This window comes from Pantoea sp. RCC30.1 (assembly GCF_058148845.1).
Genome location: NZ_JBXUHX010000028.1, coordinates 25,036 through 51,502 on the forward strand (window position 1 = coordinate 25,036; position 26,467 = coordinate 51,502).

A 26,467-nucleotide genomic window follows, 5' to 3' on the forward strand; every position below is an offset into this window, starting at 1 on the left:
GCGGGATGAAAGCATTAACCAGCAGACAGCAGCAGGTCTATGACCTGATTCGCGACCATATTTCTTCAACGGGCATGCCGCCTACGCGTGCAGAGATTGCCGCGCAGCTGGGCTTCCGCTCGCCGAATGCGGCAGAAGAGCATCTGAAAGCGCTGGCGCGCAAAGGCGTCATCGAGATCGTTTCCGGTGCATCGCGTGGCATTCGTCTGTTAATGGAAGAAGAAGCCTCTGAAGGGCTGCCGTTGATTGGCCGGGTTGCTGCCGGTGAGCCGATCATGGCGCAGGAACATATCGAAACCCATTACAAAGTGGATCCGGGCCTGTTTAAGCCGTCTGCTGACTTCCTTCTGCGCGTCAGTGGAATGTCGATGAAAGATATCGGGATTATGGACGGCGACCTGCTCGCGGTCCATAAAACCCAGGATGTGCGCAATGGCCAGGTTGTCGTTGCCCGCATTGATGATGAAGTCACCGTTAAACGCTGGAAAAAGCAGGGTGCTATCGTGCATCTGCTGCCCGAAAACAGCGATTTCGACCCGATTGTTGTCGATACCCGTGCTCAGTCGCTGACTATTGAAGGTCTGGCGGTTGGCGTGGTCCGTAACGGCGAGTGGCTCTGATTGTGAGGGCTACGTGCATTCGCCTTTTCTGATGCTATTCTGTCTGCCCTAATTTTGTCGCCTGCTTTACTGCAGCGACACTGAGCACGGAACGGCGAATGCGCTTTATCACGGCAACGGATAAAAATCTCTGGCGGCTTGCGCTGCCGATGATCCTTTCAAATATCACCGTTCCCTTACTGGGAGTGGTCGATACTGCAGTTATTGGTCATCTCGACAGCCCTGTCTATCTTGGCGGGGTTGCGGTCGGGACCACAGTGACCAGCTTCCTCTTTATGCTGCTGCTTTTCCTTCGAATGAGTACCACTGGCCTGACGGCACAGGCGTTTGGTGCGGGCGATAAAACCGCTCTTGCACGTGCGCTGACGCAGCCGCTGATTATTGCGCTGCTGGCAGGTATCCTGTTCATCGCTTTACGTTATCCGATTATTCAGCTGGCGACCCATCTGGTTGGCGGCAATCCTGATGTTCTGGAACAGGCGGCGCTGTTTATTCAGATTCGCTGGCTCAGTGCGCCTGCCACCCTGGCCAACCTGGTGATTCTGGGCTGGCTGCTGGGTGTGCAGTATGCACGCGCGCCGGTGATCCTGCTGGTGGTAGGCAATCTGGTTAACATCGTGCTCGATCTCTGGCTGGTGATGGGGCTGCACTGGGGTGTCGCGGGGGCAGCAACCGCCACGGCGCTGGCGGAGTACATCACGCTGGGCGTCGGCGGCATCATGGTCTGGCGGGTGTTAAAGCTGCGCGGTATTACGCTAAACCTGCTGAAGCAGAGCTGGCGCGGTGACAGCGGCCGGCTGCTGCGACTGAACCGGGACATCATGCTGCGCTCCCTGATGCTGCAGCTCTGTTTCGCCTCGCTGACCGTGCTGGGCGCACGGCTGGGTCCGGATGTGGTAGCAGTTAACGCGGTATTACTGATGTTCATTACCTTTACTGCCTACGCGCTGGATGGTTTTGCCTACGCGGTTGAAGCTTTTGCCGGCGAAGCGCATGGCGCAAAAGATGGCAGTAAATTGCAGCACGTCTGGCACTCCGCCTGTCGGCAGGCGGTGGTGGTAGCGCTGTTCTTCTCGCTGGTTTATGCCATTTTTGGCCCGCAGATTGTCACCCTGCTGACCTCTCTTGAGTCACTGCAGCAGACAGCTGATCGCTATCTGGTCTGGCAGATAATCATGCCGCTGATCGGCGTCTGGTGTTATCTGCTGGATGGGATGTTCATCGGAGCGACGCGCGGACGCGAGATGCGTAACAGCATGGTCGTGGCGGCGGCAGGCTACTTTCTGACGCTGCTCAGTGTACCGGTGCTGGGCAACCACGGCCTGTGGCTGGCGGTGACGGTTTTCCTGGCGCTGCGCGGCCTGTCACTGTGGCTCATCTGGCGTAAGCACTGGCGTCAGAACAGCTGGTTTGATGCCTGATCCTGCAGGGTTGACTCGGGGTTGATACAGATTATTCCGTATTATTCTACAGTTATTAAACTGTCTGCTATATTTAACTTTAAGCATCGCAGTTAACTAGCGATTTATATCGTTATTTTGTTAAGCAGCAAGATAATCATTAAACCCGAGGATTGGAGGTCTGCCATGAATAAAGACGAAGCGAGCGGCAACTGGAAGCAGTTCAAAGGCAAAATGAAAGAGAAATGGGGCAAGCTGACCGACGATGACATGCAGGTTATCGAAGGTAAACGCGATCAGCTGGTCGGTAAAATCCAGGAACGTTACGGCTATGCGAAAGATGAAGCAGAGCGCGAAGTGACGGACTGGGAAGGCAAGAACAAAGATCACCGCTGGTAATCAGGGTATCCCGTTAATCAGCTGAAACCGCTTCGGTGTGCCCGCACCGGAGGGTACAGGGATGGAAACGCACAAGGATGTGCAGATTACCCGCGTTTTCCCCGCTTTTTACCTTCATCCTGATGATCATGTTCGCAGCTTTCATGATGCGTACAGGCTTCAACGGCGGCACAACTTTCACATAAACCATGTGCTTCAATCACGCTATGGCGTAATGCAAACTGCGCCTCACCCGCCAGCGTCGCGATAATCTTCTCCACCCCCTGCGCCTGCTTTTCTGTAACGGCGGCACAGCGGTCACAGACCAGCATCACCGACGTATGAGCTGGTGCTTCAAAGTGGTGACACATGACGTAGCTGTTGTTGGATTCCACCCGATGAATGAAACCCTGCTCAAGCAGGAAATCCAGCGCACGATAGACGGTAGGTGGTTTAGCCTGCGGTTCGCTGACGCGAAGCTGATCCAGCAGATCGTAGGCGCTGATTGAGCCGGGCTGTTCAGCCATCAGGCGCAACACTTCAGCACGCTGTGAAGTCAGACGCACACCGCGCTGCAGGCACATTTTTTCGGCCTGAATCAAAATTTGCTGCGACGTCATGTTAGTCATGAAAATTCTCCGCTGGATAAGTGATGTTATTTTATCACATATAGTTTCGCGGTGCTGAGGTGGGTTTTCGTCTGAAAGAACAGCATTATTTGCCTGATAAAGCAGCATAATTAGAATTTAAGCCGCCTTTAATCTCAAATCTGACGACAAATCAGATCCATTCTGAATCGACCTGAAGCGGAATTGGTTGGCATTTTGCTTTGCATCTCACTGAGTTAAGAAGTAATGTTCAGAAAGACTTAATAAAAGTCTGGCATTATTTGAAATTTCCAGGCGCAGTCTGAACTATTACAACGGTTTTTTGATTGGAAAACGTCCAATCCTTTGAATTAAGGCACTGTTTCCTTTGAATTCACAGCAATAACGCGTTAGCCAGGGTTCACAATAGGGCTAACAAACTATTCAGTCGTTGAATGTTTCAATGGCAATTTCTCAGGTGATGGCAGGCAAATGGTGAAAAAACCCGCACAACGCTCAGCGCTGAAGTACTCCGCTGTAGCGACCGCGCTTTTCCTTTCTTCTTCCGCCATGGCGGCAGGGACCTGGTATGATGCACGTAATGACGCCATGGGCGGTACCGGCGTAGCATCTTCTCTTTACGGCTCCGCAGTGCTGGCGAACCCGGCATTGATGACGCGTGCTAAACCCGACGATAACGTCAGCATTATTATTCCCTCAGCCGGTATTCAGGTTACTGACAAAGATAAGCTGATCGACAAAGTGGATGACATCACCGATACCGTTGATCGCTACCGCGACGTTGTTGGCAACCTCACTTTTGCAGATTTTTTCCGTGTTAACTCTGAACTGCGCGCTGCCTCAGGTGATGTTGCTGATAAGCTAAGCGATTTGCGCGGTAACAAAGCAGACGGTACTGCCGGCGCGGCTGTTGCCGTTACCATCCCTAATGAAACTCTGCCTTTCGCCTTTATCACCAAAGCCTACGGGACAGCGCACGTCCGCGCTAACGTGGTACAGAGTGATATTGACTACCTGCGCAGTATAGAAAACGGGGCGTTTCCTCGTCCTGGCGATCAAAATAACCTGCGCTCCAGCGCGAATGGCTTAGCGGCGCTGACCACCGATTACGGTGTAGCGGTAGCGCATGAGTTCACCATCGGCGGTCAGCCGGTATCAGTAGGCGTGACGCCGAAAGTGCAGAAAACCTGGCTCTATAACTACACCGCCAGCATCTACAACTACGACAAGAACGACATCAACAATAGTAAGTATCGCAGCACCGACACTGGCTTTAACGTTGATGCCGGTCTGGCGACCACCTTTGCTGAAAACTGGACGCTGGGTCTGACCGGACAGAACCTGGTTTCGCGCGATCTGCAGACCAAAGAGGTCAACGGTTACCGCGACACCTACCAGATTCGCCCGCTGGTCACCACTGGTCTGTCCTGGGATAAAGGTCCGTTTACTGTGGCGGGCGATGTGGATCTGACTGAAACCAAACGCTTCAAAAGCCAGGATAACAGCCAGTATGCGGCTGTGGGCGCGGAATACCGTGTACTTGACTGGCTGCAGCTGCGTGGCGGTTATCGTGCGGATATGCGTTCTCATGACGAGAATGTCGTCACGGCAGGTTTCGGTGTGTCACCGTTTAACAAAGCCGTCCATCTGGATCTGGCTGGCTCAGTGGGTGCTAACAACACCTGGGGCGCGATGATGCAGCTGGGCTTTAACTTCTAAGCGCGTTATTCAGGCTGTTCGGGGGCGGGCGATGCACTATCGCCCGCCCTTGTGTTATCCTTGCACAGAATTCCATCACCTTTAATTACCGGATTGTCTGCGCTTCATGCCTAATTTCTCTTCGCAACGTTTCTCTATCGCCCCTATGCTCGACTGGACCGATCGTCACTGTCGCTATTTTCATCGTCAGCTGACCGGTGACACGCTGCTCTATACCGAAATGGTGACCACGGGCGCGATCATTCATGGCAAAGGGGATTACCTGGCTTACAGTGAGGCTGAACATCCGGTCGCCTTACAGCTTGGCGGAAGCGATCCGGCGGCGCTGGCGCAGTGTGCGAAGCTGGCAGAGCAGCGCGGCTACGATGAAGTGAATCTTAATGTCGGCTGTCCCTCTGATCGGGTGCAGAATGGCCGTTTCGGCGCCTGCCTGATGGCTGAGGCGAATCTGGTCGCAGATGCCATTAAAGCGATGCGCGACGTGGTCTCCATTCCGGTCACGGTGAAAACCCGTATCGGTATTGATGAGCTGGACAGCTATGAATTCCTGACCGACTTTATCGGCACGGTGGCGGGACGCGGTGAGTGCGAGACATTTATCATCCATGCGCGCAAAGCCTGGCTCTCCGGCCTCAGCCCCAAAGAGAACCGCGAAATTCCACCGCTGGATTACCCCCGCGTCTATCAGCTGAAACGCGATTTTCCGCAACTGACGATCGCGCTTAATGGCGGCGTGAAAACGCTTGAAGAGGCACAGACTCATCTGCAGCACCTCGATGGCGTGATGATGGGACGTGAAGCCTATCAAAACCCCGGCATTCTGGCGCAGGTCGATCAGACATTGTTTGGTCGTCAGCATCCGCCGGCTAACCCGGTGGAAGTGGTACGCGCCATGTATCCCTATATTGAAGCGGAACTGGCGAAGGGCACGTATCTGGGACACGTTACACGCCATATGCTGGGCCTGTTCCAGGGTATTCCGGGTGCCCGCCAATGGCGACGCCACCTGAGTGAAAACGCCCACAAGCCGGGTGCTGATGTCCGTGTGCTTGAAGCGGCGCTGGCGCTGGTCGCCGATAAGATCCCTCAGGAAGCCTGACGCCTCATCGGAACCCAAAAAAACCAGCTCTGAAGGCTGGTTTTTTTTACGCCATTTTGTGGTTTTTCTCACCAGGTTGCTCTTTCCTGATTATCACTTATTTGCTAAAAATCAATGATTTAACTATTGGCACGCTTTTTGTAATAACGATAACAATCAATCTCAAAAAGGAGCGCTGACGTGGAAATATTATTCGTATTAGGGTTTTTCCTGATGCTGTTGCTGACCGGCGTTTCGCTGTTAGGCGTGCTGGCGGCACTGGTGGTCGCAACCATCGTGATGTTTGTCGGTGGACTGTTTGCAATTGTTATTAAAGTGTTGCCATGGCTGGTGCTGGCGGTGATTGCTGTGTGGCTGCATCGTGCCTTTTTTGGCGACAGCGATGAGCGAGCGCGTCGTAAGCTGAGAAGTAAGATCAACAGGTTAGACCGCAAAGGCTGGCGCTAAATGCGGTAGCGATCACAGTGTGAGAGATTGTTCAGGGCTGATCTGCAATTAAACATATTTTTTACTTATGTTTTCTGGCAGGATGCCTGTCGTCAAATCGATGTGCCATCGACTCGACATGAATTCATCGCCGCTGTCCCTACACCAGCGCGAACAAAAAATAAAAAAAAGAAGAGGGCTTCCCACCGGAAGCCCTTTTTGTTGCCTGCGATTACGGAATTAACAGACAGGATCCTTGGGTGGCGCGGCTCTCCAGCATCTGGTGCGCCTTACTGGCCTGTTTCAGCGCAAACTTCTGCTGCTCCGGCACATCCACTTTAATTGCGCCGCTTGCCAGCAGCGAGAACAATTCGGCGCTGGCGGTTTCCATCTCCTGACGGTTGGTGACATAGCCAAACAGTGAAGGACGAGTCACAAACAGCGAGCCTTTCTTATTCAGAATGCTGAGATCAACGCCGGTCACCGGACCAGAAGCATTACCAAAACTCACCATCAGGCCATGACGACGCAGCGAGTCCAGCGACGCTTCCCAGGTATCTTTGCCCACGGAGTCATACACCACTGCCACTTTTTTCCCTTCCGTCAGTTCGCTGACGCGCTGCGCAATATTCTCTTCGCGATAGTTAATGGTCGCCCAGGCACCGGCATTTTTCGCCATCGTGGCCTTTTCTGCTGAGCCCACGGTACCAATCAAATGCGCGCCCAGCGCTTTTGCCCACTGACAGGCGATTAACCCGACGCCGCCAGCGGCAGCATGAAACAGGAAGGTTTCACCGGCGCTGATTTTATAGGTCTGGCGCAGCAGATATTGCGTGGTCAGTCCTTTCAGAAAGCTGGCTGCACCCTGCTCAAAGCTGATTGCTTCCGGAAGATGCATCAGGCGATCTTCTGCCACGTTGTGCACTTCGCTATAGGCACCCATAGCCGCCATGCAGTAGACTACGCGATCGCCGGGTTTAAACTGGGCCACACCACGGCCTACGCGCGACACGACACCCGCGGCTTCCGTCCCCAGACCAGAGGGAAAACCGGCAACCGGATAAAGCCCGCTGCGAACATAAGTATCGATGTAATTAATCCCGATAGCGCGATTCTCAACCTGCACTTCATGTTCAGCGGGGTCAGCAGGTTCGAAATCCGTCCACTCTAAAACGTCCGGGCCGCCATGCGCGCTGAACTGAATACGCTTTGCCATTCTGACTCCTGTGATTGTTTCATCATGAGGGTGAGGCACGCACCCCAACTAAGGTATACTTGCGCGTCCCCACAGAAGATCGGTAATGCATTCACTATGGCAGGAAATAAACCCACCAACAAATCGAACGAAACGCAGGATCGCCAGCTCGCAGGCGTGAAAATGCCCCCGCATTCTCTGGAAGCGGAGCAGTCGGTGCTCGGTGGGTTAATGCTGGATAACGAGCGCTGGGATAACGTCTCTGAGCGCGTCGTCGCGAATGACTTTTACAACCGCTCGCATCGGCTGATTTTTTCCGAGATGCAGCGGCTGCTGGAAAACAGCAAGCCCATTGACCTGATTACGCTCTCCGAATCGCTGGAAACCCGTGGCGAACTGGAGATGGCGGGCGGCTTTGCCTATCTGGCTGAACTGGCGAAAAATACCCCGAGCGCGGCGAACATCGGCGCTTATGCTGACATCGTGCGCGAACGTGCGGTGGTGCGCGAGATGATCTCCGTCGCCAACCAGATTGCCGATGCCGGTTACGATCCGCAGGGACGTAACAGCGAAGAACTGCTCGACTTCGCGGAGTCGAACGTCTTTAAAATTGCGGAAGCGCGCGCGGATAAAGATGCTGGCCCGAAAAACATTGAGCAGATTCTGGAATCGACAGTCTCCCGTATCGAATCGCTCTATCAGACCCCGCACGATGGCGTCACTGGCGTCGATACCGGCTATCAGGATCTGAATAAAAAGACCGCGGGCCTGCAGGGCTCTGACCTGATTATTGTCGCCGCACGTCCGTCGATGGGTAAAACCACGTTTGCGATGAACCTATGCGAAAACGCCGCCATGCTGCAGGAGAAGCCGGTGCTGATCTTCAGTCTGGAGATGCCCAGCGAGCAGATCATGATGCGTATGCTGGCCTCGCTCTCCCGCGTCGATCAGACTCGCATCCGAACCGGACAGCTGGATGATGAGGACTGGGCGCGTATCTCCGGTACCATGGGCATCCTGCTGGAGAAGAAGAACATGTACATTGATGACTCTTCTGGCCTGACGCCTACCGAAGTACGTTCGCGTGCCCGGCGCATCTACCGTGAAAACGGTGGCTTGAGCATGATCATGATCGACTATTTGCAGTTGATGCGCGTCCCGGCGCTTTCGGACAACCGTACGCTGGAAATTGCGGAGATCTCCCGCTCGCTGAAAGCACTGGCCAAAGAGCTGAATGTGCCGGTAGTGGCGCTGTCGCAGCTTAACCGCTCACTGGAACAGCGTGCTGACAAGCGTCCGGTCAACTCGGATCTGCGTGAATCGGGTTCGATCGAGCAGGATGCGGATTTGATTATGTTTATCTATCGCGATGAGGTTTACCACGAAAACAGCGATCTCAAAGGGATCGCCGAGATCATTCTGGGTAAACAGCGTAACGGCCCAATCGGTACAGTGCGCCTGACCTTTAACGGCCAGTGGTCGCGCTTTGATAACTACGCTGGCCCGCAATACGACGACGAATAATCCCCGGTTTGTGCTGTCATGCACGATCTGTGCATGACAGCCCCCATCATCTGAAAATAGTGTTGGACAACCTCTCGGGTTATCGGGTTATCTGTAACAAAGCGACGCCCATCACGCTGTGGAAACGGAATGACTCACGTAGACGATTACGACCTTAAAATCCTGACTTTATTACAATCTAACGGCCGTCTGACCAATCAGGAACTCAGCGATCTGGTTGGCCTTTCCGCCTCACAATGTTCCCGCCGCCGTATCAATCTGGAACAGGCTAAACTCATCCTGGGTTATCACGCCCGGCTATCGCCCGATGCCATCGGGCTTGGCATGGTGGGATTAATAGAGGTGCGCTTAATCAACCACACCGCCGAATATGTTGAGAGTTTTCACCGCATGGTGGAGCAGGAGCAGGCGATCGTGGATGCCTATAAAACTACCGGCGACGCTGACTATCTGCTCAAAGTGGCGGTGGCCGATCTCAATTCTCTCAGTGCGTTAATCAGCCAGTTAGTCGCGGGCCACCAGAGCGTTTCCCATGTGAAAACCTCGGTGGTGCTGGGAAGAATGAAAGAGAACGGGCTGATGATGCTGCCTGAGCAGAAGACGCGCTAAAAAGGTGCATGCTGTGCGGTTTTGGTGCACACTTTCGGTAATAAGTGCAATTAACACGCATCGTAACGGAATTTAACGCATAGGTTGACGGTATCATCCGCAATTGATGCACAAAGTTCTTTTATTAAGCGCCTTAGATATCAACAGGATATCGTGGACATCGGGTTTACAGTCGTTCAATGCTGTGGCGATGGTGCGTTTTTTGCATCAGGACCGCATCATTTGCACTGAGAAAACCCCTATGGATAACATCGCAGAACCCTCCCGCGTCCCGCATTCGCGCATTGAAGATGCGCTGGCGATGGTGCTTGGCACCCTGATGGTCTCATTCGGCGTCATTATGCTGAAACAGGCGGGCGCGCTGACCGGCAGCACCGCAGGCATCGCCTTTCTGATCAGCTATCTCTCGCCGCTCTCGTTCGGCAGCGCGTTCTTCCTGATCAACATCCCTTTTTACTGGCTGGCGGTAAAACGCATGGGCTGGGAATTTACCCTGAAAACCTTCTGTGCCGTCGGGCTGGTTTCGCTGTTCACCCAGCTGCACCCGCTGTTCGTCCACTTTTCTGCTATTAACCCCTTCTATGCGACACTGTTCGGTAACGTCATCATGGGAATCGGGTTTATAGTGTTATTTCGTCATAAGGCGAGTCTGGGCGGCATCAATATTCTGGCCCTGTGGCTACAGGATCGCTTTGGGATCCGCGCGGGTAAACTGCAGATGGCGGTTGATACCTGCGTCGTGCTGGCGTCACTGTTTGTGGTGAGTGGCCCCATCCTGCTCGCGTCGATCGCGGGTGCGGTGATCCTGAATCTGATTATTGCAATGAACCACCGTCCGGGACGATATCGGGTTTAACCGTATCTTACCTCTGGACCAATCATGGAGACCTACACCGTGTTTCAAAACGTTGATGCCTATGCTGGCGATCCGATTCTGTCGTTGATGGAAGCTTTCAAACAAGACCCACGCGAGCACAAAGTTAACCTGAGTATCGGGCTCTATTATGATGAAAAGGGCATCATCCCGCAGCTAAAGGCCGTAGCGGCTGCCGAAGAGCAGCTCTATGCTGAGCCACATCAGGCATCGCTCTATCTGCCGATGGAAGGACTGAACAGCTACCGTAGTGCGATTGCACCGCTACTGTTTGGTGCCGATCATCCGGTGTTAAACGCAGGCCGAATCGCCTCTATTCAGACGCTGGGTGGTTCTGGTGCGCTGAAAGTGGGTGCGGATTTCCTGAAGCGTTACTTCCCGCAGTCTGCGGTCTGGGTCAGTGATCCGACCTGGGAAAACCACGTTGCGATTTTTAATGGCGCAGGTTTTGAGGTTAATACCTATCCCTGGTATGACGCAGAGACCCACGGTGTGCGGTTTGATGCCTTTATCAGCACCCTGAAAACCCTGCCAGCGCAGAGCATCGTGCTACTGCATCCCTGCTGTCATAACCCGACCGGCGCTGACCTGACTGATGCACAGTGGGATCAGACCGTTGAGGTGCTGAAAGCACAGCAGCTGATTCCTTTCCTGGATATCGCCTATCAGGGCTTTGGTGCCGGCATGCAGCAGGATGCCTATGCGCTGCGCGCAGTCGCGGCGGCGGGCCTGCCTGCGCTGGTGAGCAACTCCTTCTCCAAAATTTTCTCGCTCTATGGCGAGCGCGTGGGCGGTCTCTCTATCGTCTGTGACAGCGCCGAAGAGTCAGCGCGTGTGCTGGGCCAGTTAAAAGCTACGGTTCGCCGCAACTACTCCAGTCCGCCGAATTTCGGTGCGCAGGTTGTCGCGCGCGTACTCAACGATGACGAGCTGAAAGCCAGCTGGCTGGCTGAAGTGGAAGCGATGCGCTTACGCATTCTGGACATGCGTCAGTCGCTGGTGGACGTGCTGAGCACCGCACTACCAGGTAAAAACTTCGACTACCTGCTGAAGCAGCGTGGCATGTTCAGCTATACCGGCCTGAGTGTGCAGCAGGTCGATCGTCTGCGTAACGAATTTGGCATCTATCTGGTGGGCAGCGGCCGCATGTGTGTGGCCGGTCTGAACAGCAAAAATGTGCATCAGGTCGCTGAAGCCTTTGCCGCCGTGATGTAAAGGCAGCCAGGCTGTTAAAAAACCGTCAGGGTTATCTCTGGCGGTTTTTTTATGGGTCAGGGTTTACCTTTCGGCGACATGCTGCACACTTAAACGGGGTAACCGTTTCAGGAATAAGCTATGTGGCATCAACAAACTATTACGCTGAGCGCGAAGCCGCGCGGGTTTCATCTGGTCACCGATGAGATCGTGAACGCGCTCTCCGGACTGCATGATATCAAAACCGGTCTGCTGCATCTGCTGTTGCAGCACACCTCGGCGTCGTTAACCTTAAATGAGAATTGCGACCCGACAGTGCGCAGCGACATGGAACAGCATTTCATGCGGCACGTGCCGGAGAATGCGCCTTATCAGCACGACTACGAAGGGCGGGATGATATGCCGGCGCACATCAAATCGTCGACCTTAGGGGTTTCGTTGTTATTACCGGTTCAGCGGGGACGTCTGGTGCTGGGCACCTGGCAGGGTATCTGGCTGGGCGAGCATCGCATTGAGGGCGGTGCCAGGCGGATTGTCGCCACTTTACAAGGGGAATCGTAATGAATAACTCAGACTTACTGACCTATTGCATGAGCAAGCCGGGCGCGGAGCAGAGCGTCCATAGTGACTGGAAAGCCACGCAGATCAAAAGCAACGGTGTGCTGTTTGCAATGGTACATGAAGTCAAAGGGCGGCCAGCGGTCTCGCTGAAATCGACGCCTGCGCTGGCCGAATTACTGCGCGAAGAGCATAGCGACATCATTCCCAGCGAGCATCTGAACAAGTCACACTGGAGCACGCTGTTCCTGGACGGTTCGCTGAAAGATTCGCAGATTTACTATCTGGTGGATGCCTCATTCCAGCAGGTTGCAGCTGCCCGCTAAACGGCAATAAAAAACCCTCTTACCTGGGTAAGAGGGTTCAGAGGCAGTGGGTTACGCGGCAGGCTGCTCGCGCAGGGTATTGATGTCGATAACGAAGCGGTATTTCACATCGCTTTTCAGCATGCGTTCATAGGCTTCATTGATCTGGTCTATCGCGATCAGTTCAATGTCTGACGTAATGCCGTGCTCACCACAGAAATCGAGCATCTCCTGGGTCTCTGCGATGCCGCCGATCAGTGAACCGGCAAGGCTGCGACGTTTAAAGATCAGGTTAAATACCTGCGGTGCCGGGTGATCGTGTTCCGGTGCACCCACCAGCGTCATGTTGCCATCCAGCTTCAGCAGGGTGATGAACGGGTTGAGATCGTGCTGAGCCGCCACGGTATTCAGAATGAAGTCAAAGCTGTTTGCGTGCTGCGCCATCTGCTCCGGATCTTTGGAGATCACGACTTCATCGGCACCCAGACGTTTGCCATCTTCAATTTTGGATGGTGAGGTGGTGAACAGCACCACATGCGCGCCCATGGCATGCGCAATCTTCACGCCCATATGGCCCAGGCCGCCTAAGCCTACGATACCTACTTTCTTGCCAGGACCGACATTCCAGTGACGCAGCGGCGAATAGGTGGTGATACCGGCACACAGCAGCGGTGCCACGCCTGCCAGCTCCAGGTTCTCCGGAATGCGCAGTACAAAACCTTCATCAACCACCATCGACGTTGAGTATCCGCCGTAGGTAATGGCGCCGGTTTCGCGATCTTCGCCGTTATAGGTGCCGACAAAGCCGTTTTCGCAATACTGCTCCAGACCCTGCTGACAGCTCGGACAGCCGCGGCATGAATCGACCATGCAGCCAACGCCGACCAGATCGCCGACTTTGTATTTCTGCGTCTGCGGACCAACGGCAGTCACGCGACCGACGATTTCATGACCCGGAACCACAGGGAAAATGGTGTTTTTCCATTCATTTCGGGCCTGGTGCAGGTCTGAGTGGCAAACGCCACAGAACAGCACTTCAAGCTGAACGTCATGGGCGCGCAGCTCACGCGGCTTAAAATCGAACGGTGCCAGTTTGGATTTTGCATCCTGAGCAGCATACGCATGCGTAATATTCATGGTGTCTCCAGTTTCGATGTGTCGTGAGTGTTATTCGATGATGTGCAGCAGCGTTGATGTGCTGCGAAAACAGGGCGACGCCACGGGCGTGCCGAAGAGGAACCGCTTAAGGATAGTCAGCGTGGGGAAAAGCGTATATGCCTATACATGTCTGAATCTTGCCTGATTCTGCATTTTTCTGGCTGAATCGGCAGAGGAGAGTAAAAGGCCCGCACGTGGCGGGCCTGAAAAAATTACTTCTGTAACAGAGGTTTCAGGAAGCGTGCGGTATGTGATTTCTCACAATCCGCCACGGTTTCTGGCGTACCCGCCACCAGGATTTCACCGCCGCCGCTGCCGCCTTCCGGACCGAGATCCACAATCCAGTCTGCAGTTTTGACCACATCGAGGTTGTGCTCAATCACTACGATGGTGTTGCCCTGATCGCGCAGCTTATGCAGCACTTCCAGCAGCTGCTCGATATCGGCAAAGTGCAGGCCAGTGGTCGGCTCATCCAGAATGTAGAGCGTCTGACCAGTGCCACGCTTCGACAGCTCACGCGCCAGCTTCACACGCTGGGCTTCACCGCCGGAAAGGGTAGTGGCGGACTGACCGAGGCGAATGTAGGTGAGACCCACATCGATCAGCGTCTGCAACTTACGCGCCAGCGCTGGCACCGCATCGAAGAACTCACGTGCCTCTTCAATGGTCATTTCCAGCACTTCGTGAATGCTCTTGCCTTTGTATTTCACTTCCAGCGTTTCACGGTTATAGCGTTTGCCTTTGCACTGGTCGCACGGCACATAAATGTCCGGCAGGAAGTGCATCTCGACTTTCAGCACACCATCGCCCTGACAGGCTTCACAGCGTCCGCCACGTACGTTAAAGCTGAAGCGGCCCGGATTGTAGCCGCGCGAACGCGCTTCCGGCACGCCCGCAAACAGTTCACGCACCGGGGTGAAGATGCCGGTGTAGGTGGCCGGGTTGGAGCGTGGTGTACGGCCAATCGGGCTCTGGTCGATGTCGATCACTTTGTCGAAGTGCTCCAGTCCCATCACCTCACGGTAAGGTGCCGGTTCGGCGATAGTCGCGCCGTTCAGCGCCCGCTGGGCAATCGGGAAGAGCGTATCGTTGATCAGGGTGGATTTACCCGAGCCTGAAACCCCGGTAATACAGGTGAACAGCCCGACCGGTAGCGTCAGCGTGACATCTTTGAGGTTGTTGCCACGTGCGCCGGTAATCTTCAGCACTTTGGCCGGATCGCCTTTGACGCGTTCCTCTGGCACCACAATGCCGCGCTTGCCGCTCAGGAACTGGCCGGTCAGAGACGCGTCTTCCGCCATAATCTGATCAACAGTTCCTTCAGCGACGACCTGTCCGCCATGCACACCTGCACCCGGACCGATGTCGATCACATGGTCAGCGGCACGAATCGCGTCTTCATCATGCTCAACCACGATCACCGTGTTACCGAGGTCGCGCAGATGAATCAGGGTACCAAGCAGACGTTCGTTGTCGCGCTGATGCAGGCCGATTGAAGGCTCATCCAGCACATACATTACTCCAACCAGACCGGCACCGATCTGACTGGCCAGACGGATACGTTGTGCTTCACCGCCGGACAGGGTTTCAGCAGAGCGTGACATCGACAGGTAGTTCAGGCCGACGTTGACCAGGAAGCTCAGGCGATCGCCAATCTCTTTCAGGATTTTCTCGGCGATCTGCGCACGCTGGCCGCTGAGTTTCATGTTTTCAAAGAAGGACATTGCATGGCCGATGCTCATCTCAGAGATGGTCGGCAGCGTGGTGTTCTCTACGAAAACGTGGCGCGCTTCACGACGCAGACGGGTACCTTCACAGCTGGCACAGGCGCGGTTGCTGATAAATTTCGCCAGCTCTTCGCGTACCGCTGAGGATTCGGTCTCTTTGTAGCGGCGCTCCATGTTATTGAGCACGCCTTCAAACGGATGACGGCGAACCGACGTATCGCCGCGATCGTTGATGTACTTAAATTCGATACTCTCTTTGCCTGAACCGTACAGAATCACTTTCTGCACGTTTTCTGGCAGGCTGCCGAACGACGCTTCGATGTCAAAATCGAGGTGTTCCGCCAGCGAACGCAGCATCTGGAAGTAGTAGAAGTTGCGGCGATCCCAGCCGCGAATTGCACCGCCCGCCAGCGAAAGCTCGGGATTCTGCACCACGCGGTCAGGATCAAAATATTGCTGCACGCCCAGACCATCGCAGGTTGGACAGGCACCCGCTGGGTTGTTAAACGAGAACAGGCGCGGCTCCAGCTCGCTCATGCTGTAACCACAGATTGGGCAGGCGAAGTTAGCCGAGAAGAGCAGCTCTTCTGCAGCGCTGTCATCCATGTCCGCCACGATAGCCGTGCCGCCGGAGAGCTCCAGCGTGGTTTCAAACGATTCCGCCAGACGGGTCGCCAGATCTTCACGCACTTTAAAGCGGTCAATGACCACTTCAATGGTGTGCTTCTTCTGCAGTTCAAGTTTTGGCGGATCGGAGAGGTCACACACTTCGCCATCGATACGCGCACGGATATAGCCCTGCGTCGCCAGATTCTCCAGCGTCTTTGTGTGCTCACCCTTACGATCTTTCACCACCGGTGCCAGCAGCATCAGGCGACGGCCTTCAGGCTGGGAAAGTACCTGATCCACCATCTGGCTCACGGTCTGCGCCGCCAGCGGCACATCATGATCCGGGCAGCGCGGTTCGCCTACGCGGGCAAACAGCAAACGCAGATAATCGTGGATCTCAGTGATGGTTCCCACGGTCGAACGTGGGTTATGCGAGGTGGATTTCTGTTCGATGGAAATGGCGGGCGACAAACCTTCGATATGATCGACGTCCGGCTTCTCCATTAACGAAAGAAACTGGCGCGCATACGCAGAGAGCGACTCTACATAGCGGCGCTGACCTTCCGCATACAGCGTATCAAACGCCAGTGAGGATTTACCTGAACCTGACAGGCCGGTCACCACAATGAGTTTGTCGCGTGGGATGGTCAGGTTGATGTTTTTCAAATTATGGGTGCGGGCACCACGAACTTCGATCTTATCCATTCACCTTTCCCGGATTAGCAGCACTCACCGCGCCTTGCCGACACGGCCAGAATAAACGTGTCATTATGGCACAAAAAATAGACTGAATAAATATCCAGTACTCTCGGCCTCGGGAGCGCAGAGGATTAAAACTGGAACCCCGCTCGAAAGTGGGAAACAGACCGCAGGACGTGTTAGAATTGATAGATTAGACTGTATGCATTAACTCATCGGGAGACAGCAACATGGCCAGTCGTGGCGTTAACAAAGTGATTCTTGTCGGGAATCTGGGTCAGGATCCGGAAGTACGTTACATGCCAAATGGTGGCGCTGTTGCCAACATTACGCTGGCTACTTCTGAAAGCTGGCGCGACAAGCAGACCGGTGAAAACAAAGAGATCACTGAGTGGCACCGTGTGGTGCTGTTTGGCAAACTGGCTGAAGTCGCAGGCGAATACCTGAAAAAAGGGTCGCAGGTCTACATCGAAGGCCAGCTACGCACCCGTAAATGGCAGGATCAGGGTGGCCAGGAACGTTACACCACCGAAGTCGTGGTTAACGTTGGTGGCACCATGCAGATGCTGGGTGGCCGTCAGCAGGGCGGTAACGCCGGTGCGGGTGCACCAGCAGGTGGCGGCGCGCAGGGCGGCGGCAACAATGGCTGGGGTCAGCCGCAGCAGCCGCAGGGCAACAACAACCAGTTCAGTGGCGGCGCGCAGTCTCGTCCGCAGCAGCAGCCACAGAGCGCTCCGGCCAGCAACAACAACGAACCACCAATGGATTTCGACGACGATATTCCATTCTGATTCCGTTGACCAGAGAGTGCAAAAAAGCCCGCTTATGCGGGCTTTTTTTATGCGCGGCTTTCGCTGTCGGTTACGACCATTCAGCCACAATCTCGTCTGTGTTCAGTACCCGTGGCACGTTGTCGGGGATCAGCAGTGAGGCCCACACCTCATTGTGCTGGTTAATCAGCGCTTCGGCGCTGACCCAGCGGCGATCTGCCGTGGTGTGCGCATCAGCGGCAACGGTAATGGCATAGCCCGCACTGGCCCCGACTTTTATCGTGGTATCCAGGCAGTAGTCAGTGGCACAACCGCACACCACAAATTCCTCAACTGCCAGCCTCTTTAACAGCGCGGCCAGCTCAGTTTGCCAGAAGCTGTCGCAGGCGGTTTTAGTGACATAGTGCGCGCCATCAGGCTGAGCGATTTCCGGCAGCAGATTAAAAGCGTCATTACCCTCATACATCACGCCTTCGCGGTGCTGGACAAATATTGTGATATCGGCGCGTTCAGTCAGCCGGTTAATCTGCGCAATCCGTCCCGCCTTGTCGAAGCGTGGTGAGCTGAAGACTCCATTCTGCATATCGATAACCAATACCACGCGCTGTGCCATGCTTAATCCCATCAATCAGAAAAAAACAGTGTTACCTGAGGCGCTACGGATAGCAATCTTTTGCATTTTCACCCAAGTCGCAGGCATGCTAAATAGGCCATCGTTTAAATTAAGGAGAGAGAAGTGGAAGGTGTTCCGGCTAGTTTCCCCTGTGAAAAAGATCGCGCCCGGTTTCAGCAACTCGCTGAGCTGCCCGGTGTGGAACTCTATCAGGCCCACATCTCCCGCTATGCTTTTGAACCTCATACCCATGAAGCCTTTGGGATCGGCACTATCGAAGCCGGCGCGCAGCGTTTTCGCTATCGCGGCACCGAATATACTGCGCCGGAGAACTCGCTGGTCATGATGAACCCGGACGAGCTACATACCGGTGAGTCAGCGTGCGAAGAGGGCTGGCGCTACCAGATGATCTACATTCAGCCGCAACTGATGGATGAACTGACCGGCGATCGCGGCTGGTGGTTCAACGAGGCGTTGCTGACCGATCCACGCGTGGCGCGGCCGCTTTCCCGTCTGCTTGCCACACTCTGGCAGGCGGAGTCTGAACTGGCGCGGCAGAGCCTGCTCGCTGAACTGCTGTTGCAGATTCGTCCGCTGGCACGCATGTCCTCACAGGGCAGACCCGATGCCCGGCATCGTTTTGATCAGGTAAAAGATTTTCTGCGCGCAAACCTCGCAGAACCGGTGCGGCTGAATGAGCTGGCGGCGCTGGCATCGCTTTCGCCGTGGCACTTCTTACGCGCCTTTCGCCAGCACTATCACGTTACGCCGCATCAGATGCTGATGGCTTTCCGGCTTTACGACGCCAAGCAAAGGCTGGCACAGGGGGAAGCGGCCGCCAGCGTTGCGGCGGCGGTGGGATTAACCGATCAGGCCCATCTGACGCGCGCCTTTGCTAACCGTTATGGCGTCACGCCGGGCCGCTATCAAAAACAGGTGCGCCAGCCCTGACACAACCGCAATCTGCTACAAGCATTTCCCGACCGAACCCGCCACACTGCGCTAAAACACCCTATTAAGGAAGAAATCATGTTTGCTGGTGTCATGTATGCCATCACCGCCGGGCTGCTGTGGGGGCTGATCTTTGTCGGGCCGCTGCTGGTGCCTGACTATCCTGGCGCGCTGCAATCGGCGGGACGTTATGTTGCGTTTGGGCTGATTGCGCTGCCGCTGGCCTGGCACGGTCGTCATCGCCTGCGCAAGCTGGCCCGGGCTGACTGGTGTGAGGCGGTAAAGCTCTCGCTGGTGGGAAACCTCTTCTACTATGCGTTTCTGGCGAATGCCATTCAGCGCACTGGCGGGCCGGTCTCCACTATGATTATCGGCACGCTGCCGGTGGTGATCGCCGTCACTGCCAATCTCTGTTACGGCCATCTTGAAGGACGCCTGCCGTGGCGGCGGCTGTTTCCGGCACTGATCATGATGGCGGCCGGATTACTCTGCGTGAATGCGGCGGAGCTACAGAGTCAGGGCCACACGCTTGATCTCAGCCGTTATCTGACCGGTATCGTACTGGCGCTGCTGGCTGTGGTCTGCTGGACCTGGTATCCGCTACGCAATGCCCGCTGGCTGCGCACACATCCCGAACTGCGACCCTCGACCTGGGCAACAGCACAGGGAGTTGTGACGCTGCCGATGGCGCTCATCATGTACGCGCTGGTCAGCGCGCAGCTCGCCTGGCTACAGCCGACTTTTTCGCTCCCGTTTGGGCCGCGTCCTGGGGTGTTTATCTCCCTGATGCTGGCGATTGGTCTGCTCTGTTCCTGGCTGGGGACCTTATGCTGGAACGCAGCCAGCCAGCGTCTGCCCACCGTACTGATGGGGCCACTGATTGTTTTTGAGATTCTTTTCGGCCTGTTGTGGACTTTTCTCTGGTATCAAAGCTGGCCACCCCTGCTCACCGTGACGGGCATTGTTTGTCTGATGGCCGGAGTCCTGTGGGCGATGCGTATCAAACCGCAGCCTCTCGTCGTCGCGATTAAAGAGTAAACCGCGAAGATCGCCAAAAGACCTCTGCCGCGCGGATAACACGCCGCGCGGCTTTTTAAGATTAAACCCTACCCCGATTTGCTCGCTCTCCGGCAGATTTGTGCCGCGAAATCGATTTCATACCGCTGCGTGATTGTACCGCCACCCCCAATTGTCTCTCTCATCCCCCATTCTTCAGTGAAAAAACGGCACTCAGGGTCTGCTAAGCGCAGCCCTTTTCAGTCCTGGGAGGGAGTTACTGCTCAGATATCCGTCATTAATCAGGAAAAATAGCGCAGCATTATGGACGTTACGCTTTTATCAGCGGCTATTTAATGCGGTATGGCCCTGAGAAAGAGAGACCAGAAACCACTATTAACTTCACTCAGTGATAAATGAGTAAGAAAATTCCGCCGCTGCGTTATTAATTAAAGATTAATCTCTGGCATCAATGATGCGCAATGAAGAGAGTGACAAGATAGACACTTAACGTTAGTGATAAGGAGTAATAAACTATCTATCCCGGATTAATCCTGGAGTAAGTTAATGCAATAAGCCCATAGCCGGGAATTAAAACGAAGCCGTAAAATTTGAGTTAGTGCCACCATTAACTGAAAAGTATGATGGTTGTTTTTCGCGCGATGATTAAAGTGGCTTAATAGAATTGAAGGGGATTAGTTCCGACGATTAGCTGGGCTTACGTAAAAATGAAGGGCCCAATCCCGCGTAAACGAGATTGGGAGGGGAAGAATAGCCGTATAATGAGAGACTTTTGCTGTTGTGAATCAATTTTACCGCAAAAAAAGAAGCTTAGCCGTGAAGCCATTCATTAGTTATAAATGGAGCGGAAAAGGGTGCCGCAATTGTCCTGTTAAATGATCTTCATCTCTTCTGGTAAGAACAAATCTCAGCGTTAAGTCTAAAAAGCGCGGTAGCATTGGGTTTAGCGGTTCTCCGTGCCTGACGGATAATGGTATACGCTGCGGCTGATATCTAATAAGCGGCAGCTACGACGGGTACCGATGTCGAAGGTAGTCTGCAGAAAATCCACAGCCTGACGTTTTTCATTAGTCGTAAAGAAGTGCTTCAGAACGCTCTGCAGCATCTCTTTATCCGAGTTGAGCGTCTGCAATTCACGTGTGATGTTTTGCAGTTTTTCTTCCAGCTCCTTGATTTTTCTGCCTTCTTCCGAAGACAACCCAGAAAACTTCTTCTTCCAGCTATAGAACGTGGCTTCAGAGATACCTAACTCTTCACAGATCTCTCTGACTTTCACGCCCGATTCAGAAGCTTTAATGGCATTTGTGATTTGATCTTCGCTGTATCGTGACTTTCTCATAAATGCTCTTACCTTTCTTATCGATTAATGGATGAGAATGACTTTAATAATTTCTGGCACTGTAAGATTTTATTAAGGCAGTATTAAAGTGCGCGAATTGAATTGCGAAGCCTAAATTAAGATATTTAGAAGAAATATCATCATGGGATAAATCTTATTTTATTCTTATCCGGGGGGCGCGCCTTCCTGGAGGGGGATTTTTGTTATAAATTCATCGCATCCAAAATACGAAAAAATACTCCGTGCACTGGATATTTAGCCTGACCGACGTGATTAATATGCCGGGTAGGGCTCTTTGAGGTTGTTTTTATTTTCAGCCTGAAATCGTTTCCATTTGAAGTGATTCGCGCCATTTATAATAAGAATTATCCTGAATTCACTCTCCGGATTATGATTTGCATCTCAATTTTCGGACCAGCTTGGTCTGAAGTCTTACGTTTTCGCCAGGCCCACTGAGCGCTTATTAATTCGTTACAGGGATGTTGTACCGAAGCGGTTGTAGTTGAGTAATACTAAGGAAGAGTCGATGAAATTGAGCGTAATGTCTAATGCCGCCTGGATGATGTCTGAGAAGATCATCTCCGTTTTTGGCGTCATTTTTGTGACGTCTTACGTGGCGAAATCCTTTGGCCCAACGGTGTTTGGCCAGATGGCGTTTTCTACCTCACTATTTGCGATGGTGCAAACCGTTGCAATCTTTGGCACCGAAACCATTCTGTTTAAGCGCGTCAGCAAAAATGCGTCAAAAGGCCTGCGCCTGATGACCATCGCCCGCACGATGCGCATGGTGTTATTGCTGGTCACTTCGGTGCCAGTCTTAATCTGGGTCTGGTACAACATGCAGGAAAACTTCCTGGCATTTGCACTGGCCTCATTTATTGCCTCGGTTTTTGTCACCCAGGACACCTTCAGCGTTTATAACAACGCGCGTCTTGCCTCGCGTCTTAACACCATCGCTAACGCTGTGGGCATGCTGCTGAGTTTCGGCATCAGCTTCACCGTTGCCTGGCTGCGTCTTAATCCGCTGTGGCTGACGCTGTCGATTGTTGCTGTGACCCTGGTGCCTTACCTGATTAAGCGTCACAACTTTTATCAGGACCATCAGGATCAGATGCCGCCGCGCGAAAAGCGCACCGCTTATCTGCGCTATCTGATGTATGCCGGACTGCCGCTGGCGATCTCCAGCATCTTCATCTCGGTGCAGGTCAAGGCAGCGCAGATGTTCCTGGCAGGCACGGCTCCTGCCCGCGACCTTGGCCTGTTTGCGGCGGCGAATACGATTTCCGCCTCCTGGATTTTTATCCCGGTGGCGCTCATTACCTCCTGCTTCACTGAGATCTTCAGGGAGCGCGGCGAGGTCGCCATTAAGCTGGCGGCGCGGCTTAATGGTTACGTTATGGGTGTTTCATTGGTGATGCTGCTCGTCATTTCGCTGTACGGCGAGCGGATCATCATTGCGTTGTACGGACCGGAATACACACAGTCAGGAAGTCTCATTACGTTGCTGTCGATAGCGACCAGCTTTTCGGCAATGGGGACCGTAGCGTATCGCTACATGGTCAAAGAGGGAGGATTTAACTACTTGCTGAGGAAAATCATCTGCCTGATGGTCATCAGTTTGCCGCTCTCCTGGTGGTTGATCCAGGGTCACGGCATCATGGGGGCCGCGTGGAGCGTTTTCCTTTCAGAACTTTTGTCCCTGACCGTAATGAATTACTTCTTTAAAAACGGCGTCATTCAAAAGATTCAGGTTTCCTCACTCAACTACAAAACATACAAATGAGGTCAGATATGCTCAAGTTGAAAGAAGAACTCAGAAGAAGTGTGCAGTACTTTATTAAGAAGATGCCCTGGGCTTATCAGGACCGCATTTACTACTTCCACAAGTTCAGAAAGCTGCCCAATCTGCGTCAGCCAAAAGTGTTCAACGAGAAGGTGTTGTACCGTAAGTTTATCTTCGGCGATTACCAGAATTACGGTCGTCTGTCAGATAAGTACTCGGTGCGCGAATTCATTGCTGAAAAAATCGGTAATGAATACCTGATTCCGCTGGTACACGAAACCACTGACCCGACAACGCTGAACAGCTTACCCTGCTGGAAGGGGACGGTGATTAAGCCGAACCACGCCTCCAACATGGTTGAGATTCTGCTGGAAGAACCGGACGCACTGCGCAAGCAGCAGATCATTCATGACTGCTATCGCTGGCTGAAGACCGACTTTGCCAACGAAGCGCGTGAGATTCACTATCGTTACATCAAGCCACGTATCCTGGTTGAGAAGTACATTGGTGATGGCAAGAGCGCGCCGATTGATTACAAGTTCCATATGTTCAACAAGCGTGATGGCAAGTTCGAATATGTGCTGCAGGTGATCTACAACCGCTGCCAGCCGTTGCTGTCGATGAACTTCTACGTGAATAACCTCAATGAGGCCTATCACAAGATTCGCGATACCGGTCTGGATGTGTCACCGATTATGCCGTCACTGGAACATGCGCTCGAACTGAGCAAGAAGCTGGCCAGCGATTTCGACTACGTGCGTGTGGACTGGTATATCCATGACGAACGCATCTACTTTGGCGAACTGACCTTCACCCCAGGTGCAGGACTGGTCACCGGCTTAGATCGTGGTTTAAATCAGATGATGGGAGATATGTGGATTCAGGATCGCCGCGGAACGCAGAGCCCGGGCGTTACAGTGCAGGATGTAAATATCCCTGCCATGTTAAAGAAAATTTAAGCACACACAGCAATATAAAAAACCCCGCTTAGCGGGGTTTTTTATGCGCAAAATTCAGAGAATCACTCAGGGCATCGGCCAGTCAGCAGGCGCCTGGCTCATCGCATCGATAAAGGCATGCTTTGAGATCTCTACGAAGTTATGCACGTTTTCCATGCTCAGGGTAATGCCCATCAGACCGGTAACAAACCAGCAGGTCATGCCTAAACCAATTCCGCCACACATGAATGCCATCACATGACGGCTATCCTGACGAAGTTTAGTTTTCAGGGTGCTGGCAAAAAACATCATGATTGCGCTCAGCAATTCCCAACGCATAACAAGAAAACTGGTGGTTAACGTAGCCATCGGCCGGACCTCAATATCAACAGGTAATCCTGACAATCTGCAGACATCACCGGCGGCGAAAAAGTGTGTCAGGGGAGACTTATTCGCCGTCAAACCAGGTTCAAAGTGTGACTTGGGTCACATTATATCACTCGATTTTAAATTTTGAACAAAATTTACACGGCTATGGCAATGGTACGAAGGAAGGGTAAGCAGCAGAAGAAGAACGGCGGGAAAATCAGTCAGATGCGCCCGGAACGGGCGCAACGGAGAATTAGCGAATCGGGCAGCACTCGCCGGTGGTACGCTGGGTAAAGCTATTGATCGGATCGTTATAGCCAAAACTCAGCAGGCGAGGACGCTGAATCGCCTGGCGACGCATAGTTTGGCGGTATGCAGTAGGCGTCTGAGCAAACTGACGACGAAACACCCGTGAGAAGGTCTGCTGCGAGTCATAGCCATACTGCATCGCAATATCAAACACCGGGCGCTGTGTCTGCGACAGGGCTTCCGCTGCCAGCGTCAGGCGACGCTCACGAATATAGCCACCCAGCGTCTGTTTCGTTACGGAACGGAACATACGCTGCAGATGCCATTTCGAATAGCCCGATTTCGCCGCAACTTCATCGATAGACAGGCTCTTATCCAGGTGCTGGTCAATCCAGTGCGTCAGGGAATGAATGATCTCTTCTTGCATCATGGCCTCATCCTTCTGGTGCTTAATAAGCGGTAATGGGAGTTTAGGGGTTTCGATGGAGAGCGAGTATAATTCCTCAAGTTAACTTGAGGTAAAGAGCCTGATGAAAAAAGAACGCAACTATCCAAAACCGGTTTTAACACCGGGTGAAGTGGCGCGCCGCAGCGGTGTGGCGGTCTCGGCGCTGCATTTCTATGAGACCAAAGGGCTGATCTCCAGCACCCGTAACAGCGGCAATCAGCGTCGATATAGCCGTGATGTGCTGCGACGCGTCGCGATTATCAAGATTGCGCAGCGCATCGGCATTCCGCTGGCGACTGTCAGTGACAGTCTGGATCATATTCCGGCGAATAAGCGCATGTCGGCACCGGAGTGGGATGCGCTGACTCAGCACTGGCGTGAAGAGCTGGATAAGCGCATTGAAACCCTGACCCGCCTGCGTAATGACCTGGATGGCTGCATCGGTTGCGGCTGCCTGTCGATGCGCGACTGCCCACTGCGCAATCCCGGTGACCGGCTGGGTCAGCAGGGCTCGGGTGCGGTGCTGCTCGACCCGGAACAGGATGATAAACATCCGGATGTGGAGTGACGTCTATACTTGGTGAAGGTCAAAACACAGGGAATCATGATGATCACCGTTCACCATCTTGAGAAATCGCGCTCGCATCGGGTGCTGTGGCTGCTGGAAGAGCTGGAAGTGCCGTACCAGATGAAACGCTATCAACGCGAACCGACCATGCTGGCCCCGGAGGCGCTGAAAAAAGTACATCCGCTGGGGAAATCGCCAGTCATTACCGATGGCAACCAGGTAGTGGCAGAATCAGGGGCCATTCTCGAATACCTCGAAGAGAAATATGATCACGAGTTCCGGCTGAAAGTCAGTGATGAGGCTTCACGGCTGCAGTGCCGTTACTGGCTGCACTATGCTGAAGGCTCGCTGATGCCGCTGCTGGTGATGAAGCTGATCTTCGGTCAGATGGGCAAAGCGCCTGTGCCGTGGCTGCTGCGTCCGGTCGGGGCGGCATTCGGTAAAGGGGTGCAGAAGGCGTTCCTTGATAAACAGCTGAAGCCGCACATGCAGATGATCGAACAGCATCTGGCGGCCAATCCCTGGTTTGCTGGCCAGCGTTTCTCGATTGCGGATATCCAGATGAGCTTTCCGCTGCTGGCGCTGGCGCAACGTGCCGGACTGGATCAGATGCCCGCCACCGGGCAATGGCTGCAGACTGTGCAGCAGCGTGCCGCCTGGCAACGCGCGATTGCACAGGGTGGTGAGCTTTCGCTGCCTGGCTAATGCCCTCATTTATCG

27 protein-coding genes are annotated in these 26,467 nt (G+C 53.7%); 19 read left to right on the forward strand and 8 right to left on the reverse strand.

The annotated features are described in order from the left end of the window. Window positions 1–5: 5 nt before the first annotated feature. The 3 genes from lexA to AC2LB6_RS19760 all read left to right on the forward strand — a co-directional run bounded on the left by lexA (window position 6) and on the right by AC2LB6_RS19760 (window position 2,419). The gene (gene lexA / locus AC2LB6_RS19750; RefSeq protein ID WP_010252231.1) at window positions 6–620 is read left to right on the forward strand and encodes a transcriptional repressor LexA; all 615 of its coding nucleotides are present in this window, start codon (window positions 6–8) and stop codon (window positions 618–620) included. 98 nt (window positions 621–718) lie between these two features. Beyond that, entirely contained in the window at window positions 719–2,041 is a 1,323-nt protein-coding gene (dinF, locus tag AC2LB6_RS19755) for an MATE family efflux transporter DinF (RefSeq protein WP_490094811.1), read from the forward strand. A 165-nt stretch (window positions 2,042–2,206) separates the two neighbouring features. Beyond that, window positions 2,207–2,419, forward strand: a complete 213-nt coding sequence (locus tag AC2LB6_RS19760) for a CsbD family protein (protein WP_090963679.1) — start codon at window positions 2,207–2,209, stop codon at window positions 2,417–2,419. 86 nt (window positions 2,420–2,505) lie between these two features. Here AC2LB6_RS19760 and zur read toward each other — a convergent pair whose 3' ends face one another. Then, window positions 2,506–3,027: a zinc uptake transcriptional repressor Zur gene (gene zur / locus AC2LB6_RS19765; RefSeq protein ID WP_090963681.1), complete on the reverse strand. Its 522-nt coding sequence runs from the start codon at window positions 3,025–3,027 to the stop codon at window positions 2,506–2,508. A 450-nt stretch (window positions 3,028–3,477) separates the two neighbouring features. On the opposite strand from zur, the gene AC2LB6_RS19770 reads away from it, so the two are divergent. The 3 genes from AC2LB6_RS19770 (at window position 3,478) to pspG (ending at window position 6,271) form a co-directional block, all read left to right on the forward strand. After that, window positions 3,478–4,725 carry a conjugal transfer protein TraF gene (locus tag AC2LB6_RS19770; RefSeq protein WP_490094812.1) on the forward strand — a complete coding sequence of 416 codons (1,248 nt, stop codon included), beginning with the start codon at window positions 3,478–3,480 and terminating at the stop codon, window positions 4,723–4,725. 106 nt (window positions 4,726–4,831) lie between these two features. After that, complete coding sequence (dusA, locus tag AC2LB6_RS19775) at window positions 4,832–5,824, forward strand: tRNA dihydrouridine(20/20a) synthase DusA (RefSeq protein ID WP_490094813.1); 993 nt, start codon at window positions 4,832–4,834, stop codon at window positions 5,822–5,824. Window positions 5,825–6,004: 180 nt separating this feature from the next. Beyond that, window positions 6,005–6,271 (forward strand): envelope stress response protein PspG, encoded by a 267-nt coding sequence (gene pspG, locus AC2LB6_RS19780; RefSeq protein WP_490094814.1) that lies wholly within the window; start codon window positions 6,005–6,007, stop codon window positions 6,269–6,271. 211 nt (window positions 6,272–6,482) lie between these two features. Here pspG and AC2LB6_RS19785 read toward each other — a convergent pair whose 3' ends face one another. Further along, window positions 6,483–7,466 carry a quinone oxidoreductase gene (locus AC2LB6_RS19785; protein ID WP_490094815.1) on the reverse strand — a complete coding sequence of 328 codons (984 nt, stop codon included), beginning with the start codon at window positions 7,464–7,466 and terminating at the stop codon, window positions 6,483–6,485. 96 nt (window positions 7,467–7,562) lie between these two features. Here AC2LB6_RS19785 and dnaB point away from each other — a divergent pair, with 96 nt between their 5' ends. The 6 genes from dnaB (at window position 7,563) to AC2LB6_RS19815 (ending at window position 12,530) form a co-directional block, all read left to right on the forward strand. After that, window positions 7,563–8,969, forward strand: a complete 1,407-nt coding sequence (gene dnaB / locus AC2LB6_RS19790) for a replicative DNA helicase (protein ID WP_003855755.1) — start codon at window positions 7,563–7,565, stop codon at window positions 8,967–8,969. Between the two features lie 129 nt (window positions 8,970–9,098). Next, window positions 9,099–9,578, forward strand: coding sequence for an Lrp/AsnC family transcriptional regulator (locus tag AC2LB6_RS19795; protein ID WP_490094816.1), 480 nt, complete (start codon window positions 9,099–9,101; stop codon window positions 9,576–9,578). A gap of 241 nt (window positions 9,579–9,819) precedes the next feature. After that, on the forward strand, window positions 9,820–10,434 hold the full coding sequence (locus tag AC2LB6_RS19800) for a YitT family protein (RefSeq protein ID WP_490094817.1): 615 nt from the start codon (window positions 9,820–9,822) through the stop codon (window positions 10,432–10,434). Between the two features lie 39 nt (window positions 10,435–10,473). Next, window positions 10,474–11,667, forward strand: a complete 1,194-nt coding sequence (locus AC2LB6_RS19805; protein ID WP_490094828.1) for an amino acid aminotransferase — start codon at window positions 10,474–10,476, stop codon at window positions 11,665–11,667. Window positions 11,668–11,787: 120 nt separating this feature from the next. After that, complete coding sequence (locus AC2LB6_RS19810; protein ID WP_490094818.1) at window positions 11,788–12,207, forward strand: secondary thiamine-phosphate synthase enzyme YjbQ; 420 nt, start codon at window positions 11,788–11,790, stop codon at window positions 12,205–12,207. Further along, on the forward strand, window positions 12,207–12,530 hold the full coding sequence (locus AC2LB6_RS19815) for an MmcQ/YjbR family DNA-binding protein (RefSeq protein ID WP_490094819.1): 324 nt from the start codon (window positions 12,207–12,209) through the stop codon (window positions 12,528–12,530). Before AC2LB6_RS19810 ends, AC2LB6_RS19815 begins: the two co-directional genes overlap by 1 nt. Window positions 12,531–12,581: 51 nt before the next feature. On the opposite strand, the gene AC2LB6_RS19820 is transcribed toward AC2LB6_RS19815, so the two are convergent. Continuing rightward, the gene (locus AC2LB6_RS19820) at window positions 12,582–13,646 is read right to left on the reverse strand and encodes an NAD(P)-dependent alcohol dehydrogenase (RefSeq protein WP_490094820.1); all 1,065 of its coding nucleotides are present in this window, start codon (window positions 13,644–13,646) and stop codon (window positions 12,582–12,584) included. A gap of 233 nt (window positions 13,647–13,879) precedes the next feature. After that, window positions 13,880–16,708 carry an excinuclease ABC subunit UvrA gene (gene uvrA / locus AC2LB6_RS19825; protein WP_490094821.1) on the reverse strand — a complete coding sequence of 943 codons (2,829 nt, stop codon included), beginning with the start codon at window positions 16,706–16,708 and terminating at the stop codon, window positions 13,880–13,882. A 224-nt stretch (window positions 16,709–16,932) separates the two neighbouring features. On the opposite strand from uvrA, the gene ssb1 reads away from it, so the two are divergent. Further along, entirely contained in the window at window positions 16,933–17,493 is a 561-nt protein-coding gene (gene ssb1, locus AC2LB6_RS19830; protein WP_090963699.1) for a single-stranded DNA-binding protein SSB1, read from the forward strand. A 70-nt stretch (window positions 17,494–17,563) separates the two neighbouring features. Here the strand turns inward: ssb1 and AC2LB6_RS19835 are convergent, their stop codons facing one another. Continuing rightward, window positions 17,564–18,085, reverse strand: a complete 522-nt coding sequence (locus AC2LB6_RS19835) for an isochorismatase family protein (protein WP_490094822.1) — start codon at window positions 18,083–18,085, stop codon at window positions 17,564–17,566. 123 nt (window positions 18,086–18,208) lie between these two features. Here AC2LB6_RS19835 and AC2LB6_RS19840 point away from each other — a divergent pair, with 123 nt between their 5' ends. After that, window positions 18,209–19,036 (forward strand): AraC family transcriptional regulator, encoded by an 828-nt coding sequence (locus AC2LB6_RS19840; RefSeq protein ID WP_490094823.1) that lies wholly within the window; start codon window positions 18,209–18,211, stop codon window positions 19,034–19,036. A 78-nt stretch (window positions 19,037–19,114) separates the two neighbouring features. Next, the gene (locus AC2LB6_RS19845; protein ID WP_490094824.1) at window positions 19,115–20,074 is read left to right on the forward strand and encodes a DMT family transporter; all 960 of its coding nucleotides are present in this window, start codon (window positions 19,115–19,117) and stop codon (window positions 20,072–20,074) included. Between the two features lie 922 nt (window positions 20,075–20,996). Here AC2LB6_RS19845 and AC2LB6_RS19850 read toward each other — a convergent pair. Further along, window positions 20,997–21,392, reverse strand: a complete 396-nt coding sequence (locus AC2LB6_RS19850; RefSeq protein WP_090963707.1) for a transposase — start codon at window positions 21,390–21,392, stop codon at window positions 20,997–20,999. 526 nt (window positions 21,393–21,918) lie between these two features. Between AC2LB6_RS19850 and AC2LB6_RS19855 the strand changes: the two genes are divergently transcribed. Then, window positions 21,919–23,175 carry an oligosaccharide flippase family protein gene (locus tag AC2LB6_RS19855; protein WP_090963709.1) on the forward strand — a complete coding sequence of 419 codons (1,257 nt, stop codon included), beginning with the start codon at window positions 21,919–21,921 and terminating at the stop codon, window positions 23,173–23,175. 8 nt (window positions 23,176–23,183) lie between these two features. Beyond that, window positions 23,184–24,134, forward strand: coding sequence for an ATP-grasp fold amidoligase family protein (locus tag AC2LB6_RS19860; RefSeq protein WP_031591771.1), 951 nt, complete (start codon window positions 23,184–23,186; stop codon window positions 24,132–24,134). Window positions 24,135–24,200: 66 nt separating this feature from the next. Here AC2LB6_RS19860 and AC2LB6_RS19865 read toward each other — a convergent pair whose 3' ends face one another. Next, on the reverse strand, window positions 24,201–24,482 hold the full coding sequence (locus AC2LB6_RS19865) for a YjcB family protein (protein ID WP_136197508.1): 282 nt from the start codon (window positions 24,480–24,482) through the stop codon (window positions 24,201–24,203). 253 nt (window positions 24,483–24,735) lie between these two features. Further along, on the reverse strand, window positions 24,736–25,161 hold the full coding sequence (gene soxS, locus AC2LB6_RS19870; protein WP_490094825.1) for a superoxide response transcriptional regulator SoxS: 426 nt from the start codon (window positions 25,159–25,161) through the stop codon (window positions 24,736–24,738). A 100-nt stretch (window positions 25,162–25,261) separates the two neighbouring features. On the opposite strand from soxS, the gene soxR reads away from it, so the two are divergent. Then, entirely contained in the window at window positions 25,262–25,747 is a 486-nt protein-coding gene (gene soxR / locus AC2LB6_RS19875) for a redox-sensitive transcriptional activator SoxR (protein WP_090963716.1), read from the forward strand. A gap of 39 nt (window positions 25,748–25,786) precedes the next feature. Continuing rightward, a complete protein-coding gene (locus tag AC2LB6_RS19880; RefSeq protein ID WP_490094829.1) occupies window positions 25,787–26,452 on the forward strand; it encodes a glutathione S-transferase family protein in 666 nt (221 codons plus the stop codon). Window positions 26,453–26,467 lie beyond the last annotated feature (15 nt).

Excerpts from the sequence above, each read along its gene's own strand:
- dnaB (WP_003855755.1), top strand. The coding sequence starts at position 7,563 with ATGGCAGGAAATAAACCCACCAACAAATCGAACGAAACGCAGGATCGC.
- AC2LB6_RS19800 (WP_490094817.1), top strand. The coding sequence starts at position 9,820 with ATGGATAACATCGCAGAACCCTCCCGCGTCCCGCATTCGCGCATTGAA.
- lexA (WP_010252231.1), top strand. The coding sequence starts at position 6 with ATGAAAGCATTAACCAGCAGACAGCAGCAGGTCTATGACCTGATTCGC.
- AC2LB6_RS19770 (WP_490094812.1), top strand. The coding sequence starts at position 3,478 with ATGGTGAAAAAACCCGCACAACGCTCAGCGCTGAAGTACTCCGCTGTA.
- AC2LB6_RS19815 (WP_490094819.1), top strand. The coding sequence starts at position 12,207 with ATGAATAACTCAGACTTACTGACCTATTGCATGAGCAAGCCGGGCGCG.
- AC2LB6_RS19845 (WP_490094824.1), top strand. The coding sequence starts at position 19,115 with ATGTTTGCTGGTGTCATGTATGCCATCACCGCCGGGCTGCTGTGGGGG.
- AC2LB6_RS19855 (WP_090963709.1), top strand. The coding sequence starts at position 21,919 with ATGAAATTGAGCGTAATGTCTAATGCCGCCTGGATGATGTCTGAGAAG.
- soxS (WP_490094825.1), bottom strand. The coding sequence starts at position 25,161 with ATGATGCAAGAAGAGATCATTCATTCCCTGACGCACTGGATTGACCAG.
- ssb1 (WP_090963699.1), top strand. The coding sequence starts at position 16,933 with ATGGCCAGTCGTGGCGTTAACAAAGTGATTCTTGTCGGGAATCTGGGT.
- AC2LB6_RS19880 (WP_490094829.1), top strand. The coding sequence starts at position 25,787 with ATGATCACCGTTCACCATCTTGAGAAATCGCGCTCGCATCGGGTGCTG.
- dinF (WP_490094811.1), top strand. The coding sequence starts at position 719 with ATGCGCTTTATCACGGCAACGGATAAAAATCTCTGGCGGCTTGCGCTG.
- AC2LB6_RS19795 (WP_490094816.1), top strand. The coding sequence starts at position 9,099 with ATGACTCACGTAGACGATTACGACCTTAAAATCCTGACTTTATTACAA.
- AC2LB6_RS19810 (WP_490094818.1), top strand. The coding sequence starts at position 11,788 with ATGTGGCATCAACAAACTATTACGCTGAGCGCGAAGCCGCGCGGGTTT.
- dusA (WP_490094813.1), top strand. The coding sequence starts at position 4,832 with ATGCCTAATTTCTCTTCGCAACGTTTCTCTATCGCCCCTATGCTCGAC.
- AC2LB6_RS19760 (WP_090963679.1), top strand. The coding sequence starts at position 2,207 with ATGAATAAAGACGAAGCGAGCGGCAACTGGAAGCAGTTCAAAGGCAAA.
- soxR (WP_090963716.1), top strand. The coding sequence starts at position 25,262 with ATGAAAAAAGAACGCAACTATCCAAAACCGGTTTTAACACCGGGTGAA.
- AC2LB6_RS19835 (WP_490094822.1), bottom strand. The coding sequence starts at position 18,085 with ATGGCACAGCGCGTGGTATTGGTTATCGATATGCAGAATGGAGTCTTC.
- uvrA (WP_490094821.1), bottom strand. The coding sequence starts at position 16,708 with ATGGATAAGATCGAAGTTCGTGGTGCCCGCACCCATAATTTGAAAAAC.
- AC2LB6_RS19865 (WP_136197508.1), bottom strand. The coding sequence starts at position 24,482 with ATGGCTACGTTAACCACCAGTTTTCTTGTTATGCGTTGGGAATTGCTG.
- AC2LB6_RS19820 (WP_490094820.1), bottom strand. The coding sequence starts at position 13,646 with ATGAATATTACGCATGCGTATGCTGCTCAGGATGCAAAATCCAAACTG.
- AC2LB6_RS19785 (WP_490094815.1), bottom strand. The coding sequence starts at position 7,466 with ATGGCAAAGCGTATTCAGTTCAGCGCGCATGGCGGCCCGGACGTTTTA.
- AC2LB6_RS19850 (WP_090963707.1), bottom strand. The coding sequence starts at position 21,392 with ATGAGAAAGTCACGATACAGCGAAGATCAAATCACAAATGCCATTAAA.
- AC2LB6_RS19860 (WP_031591771.1), top strand. The coding sequence starts at position 23,184 with ATGCTCAAGTTGAAAGAAGAACTCAGAAGAAGTGTGCAGTACTTTATT.
- zur (WP_090963681.1), bottom strand. The coding sequence starts at position 3,027 with ATGACTAACATGACGTCGCAGCAAATTTTGATTCAGGCCGAAAAAATG.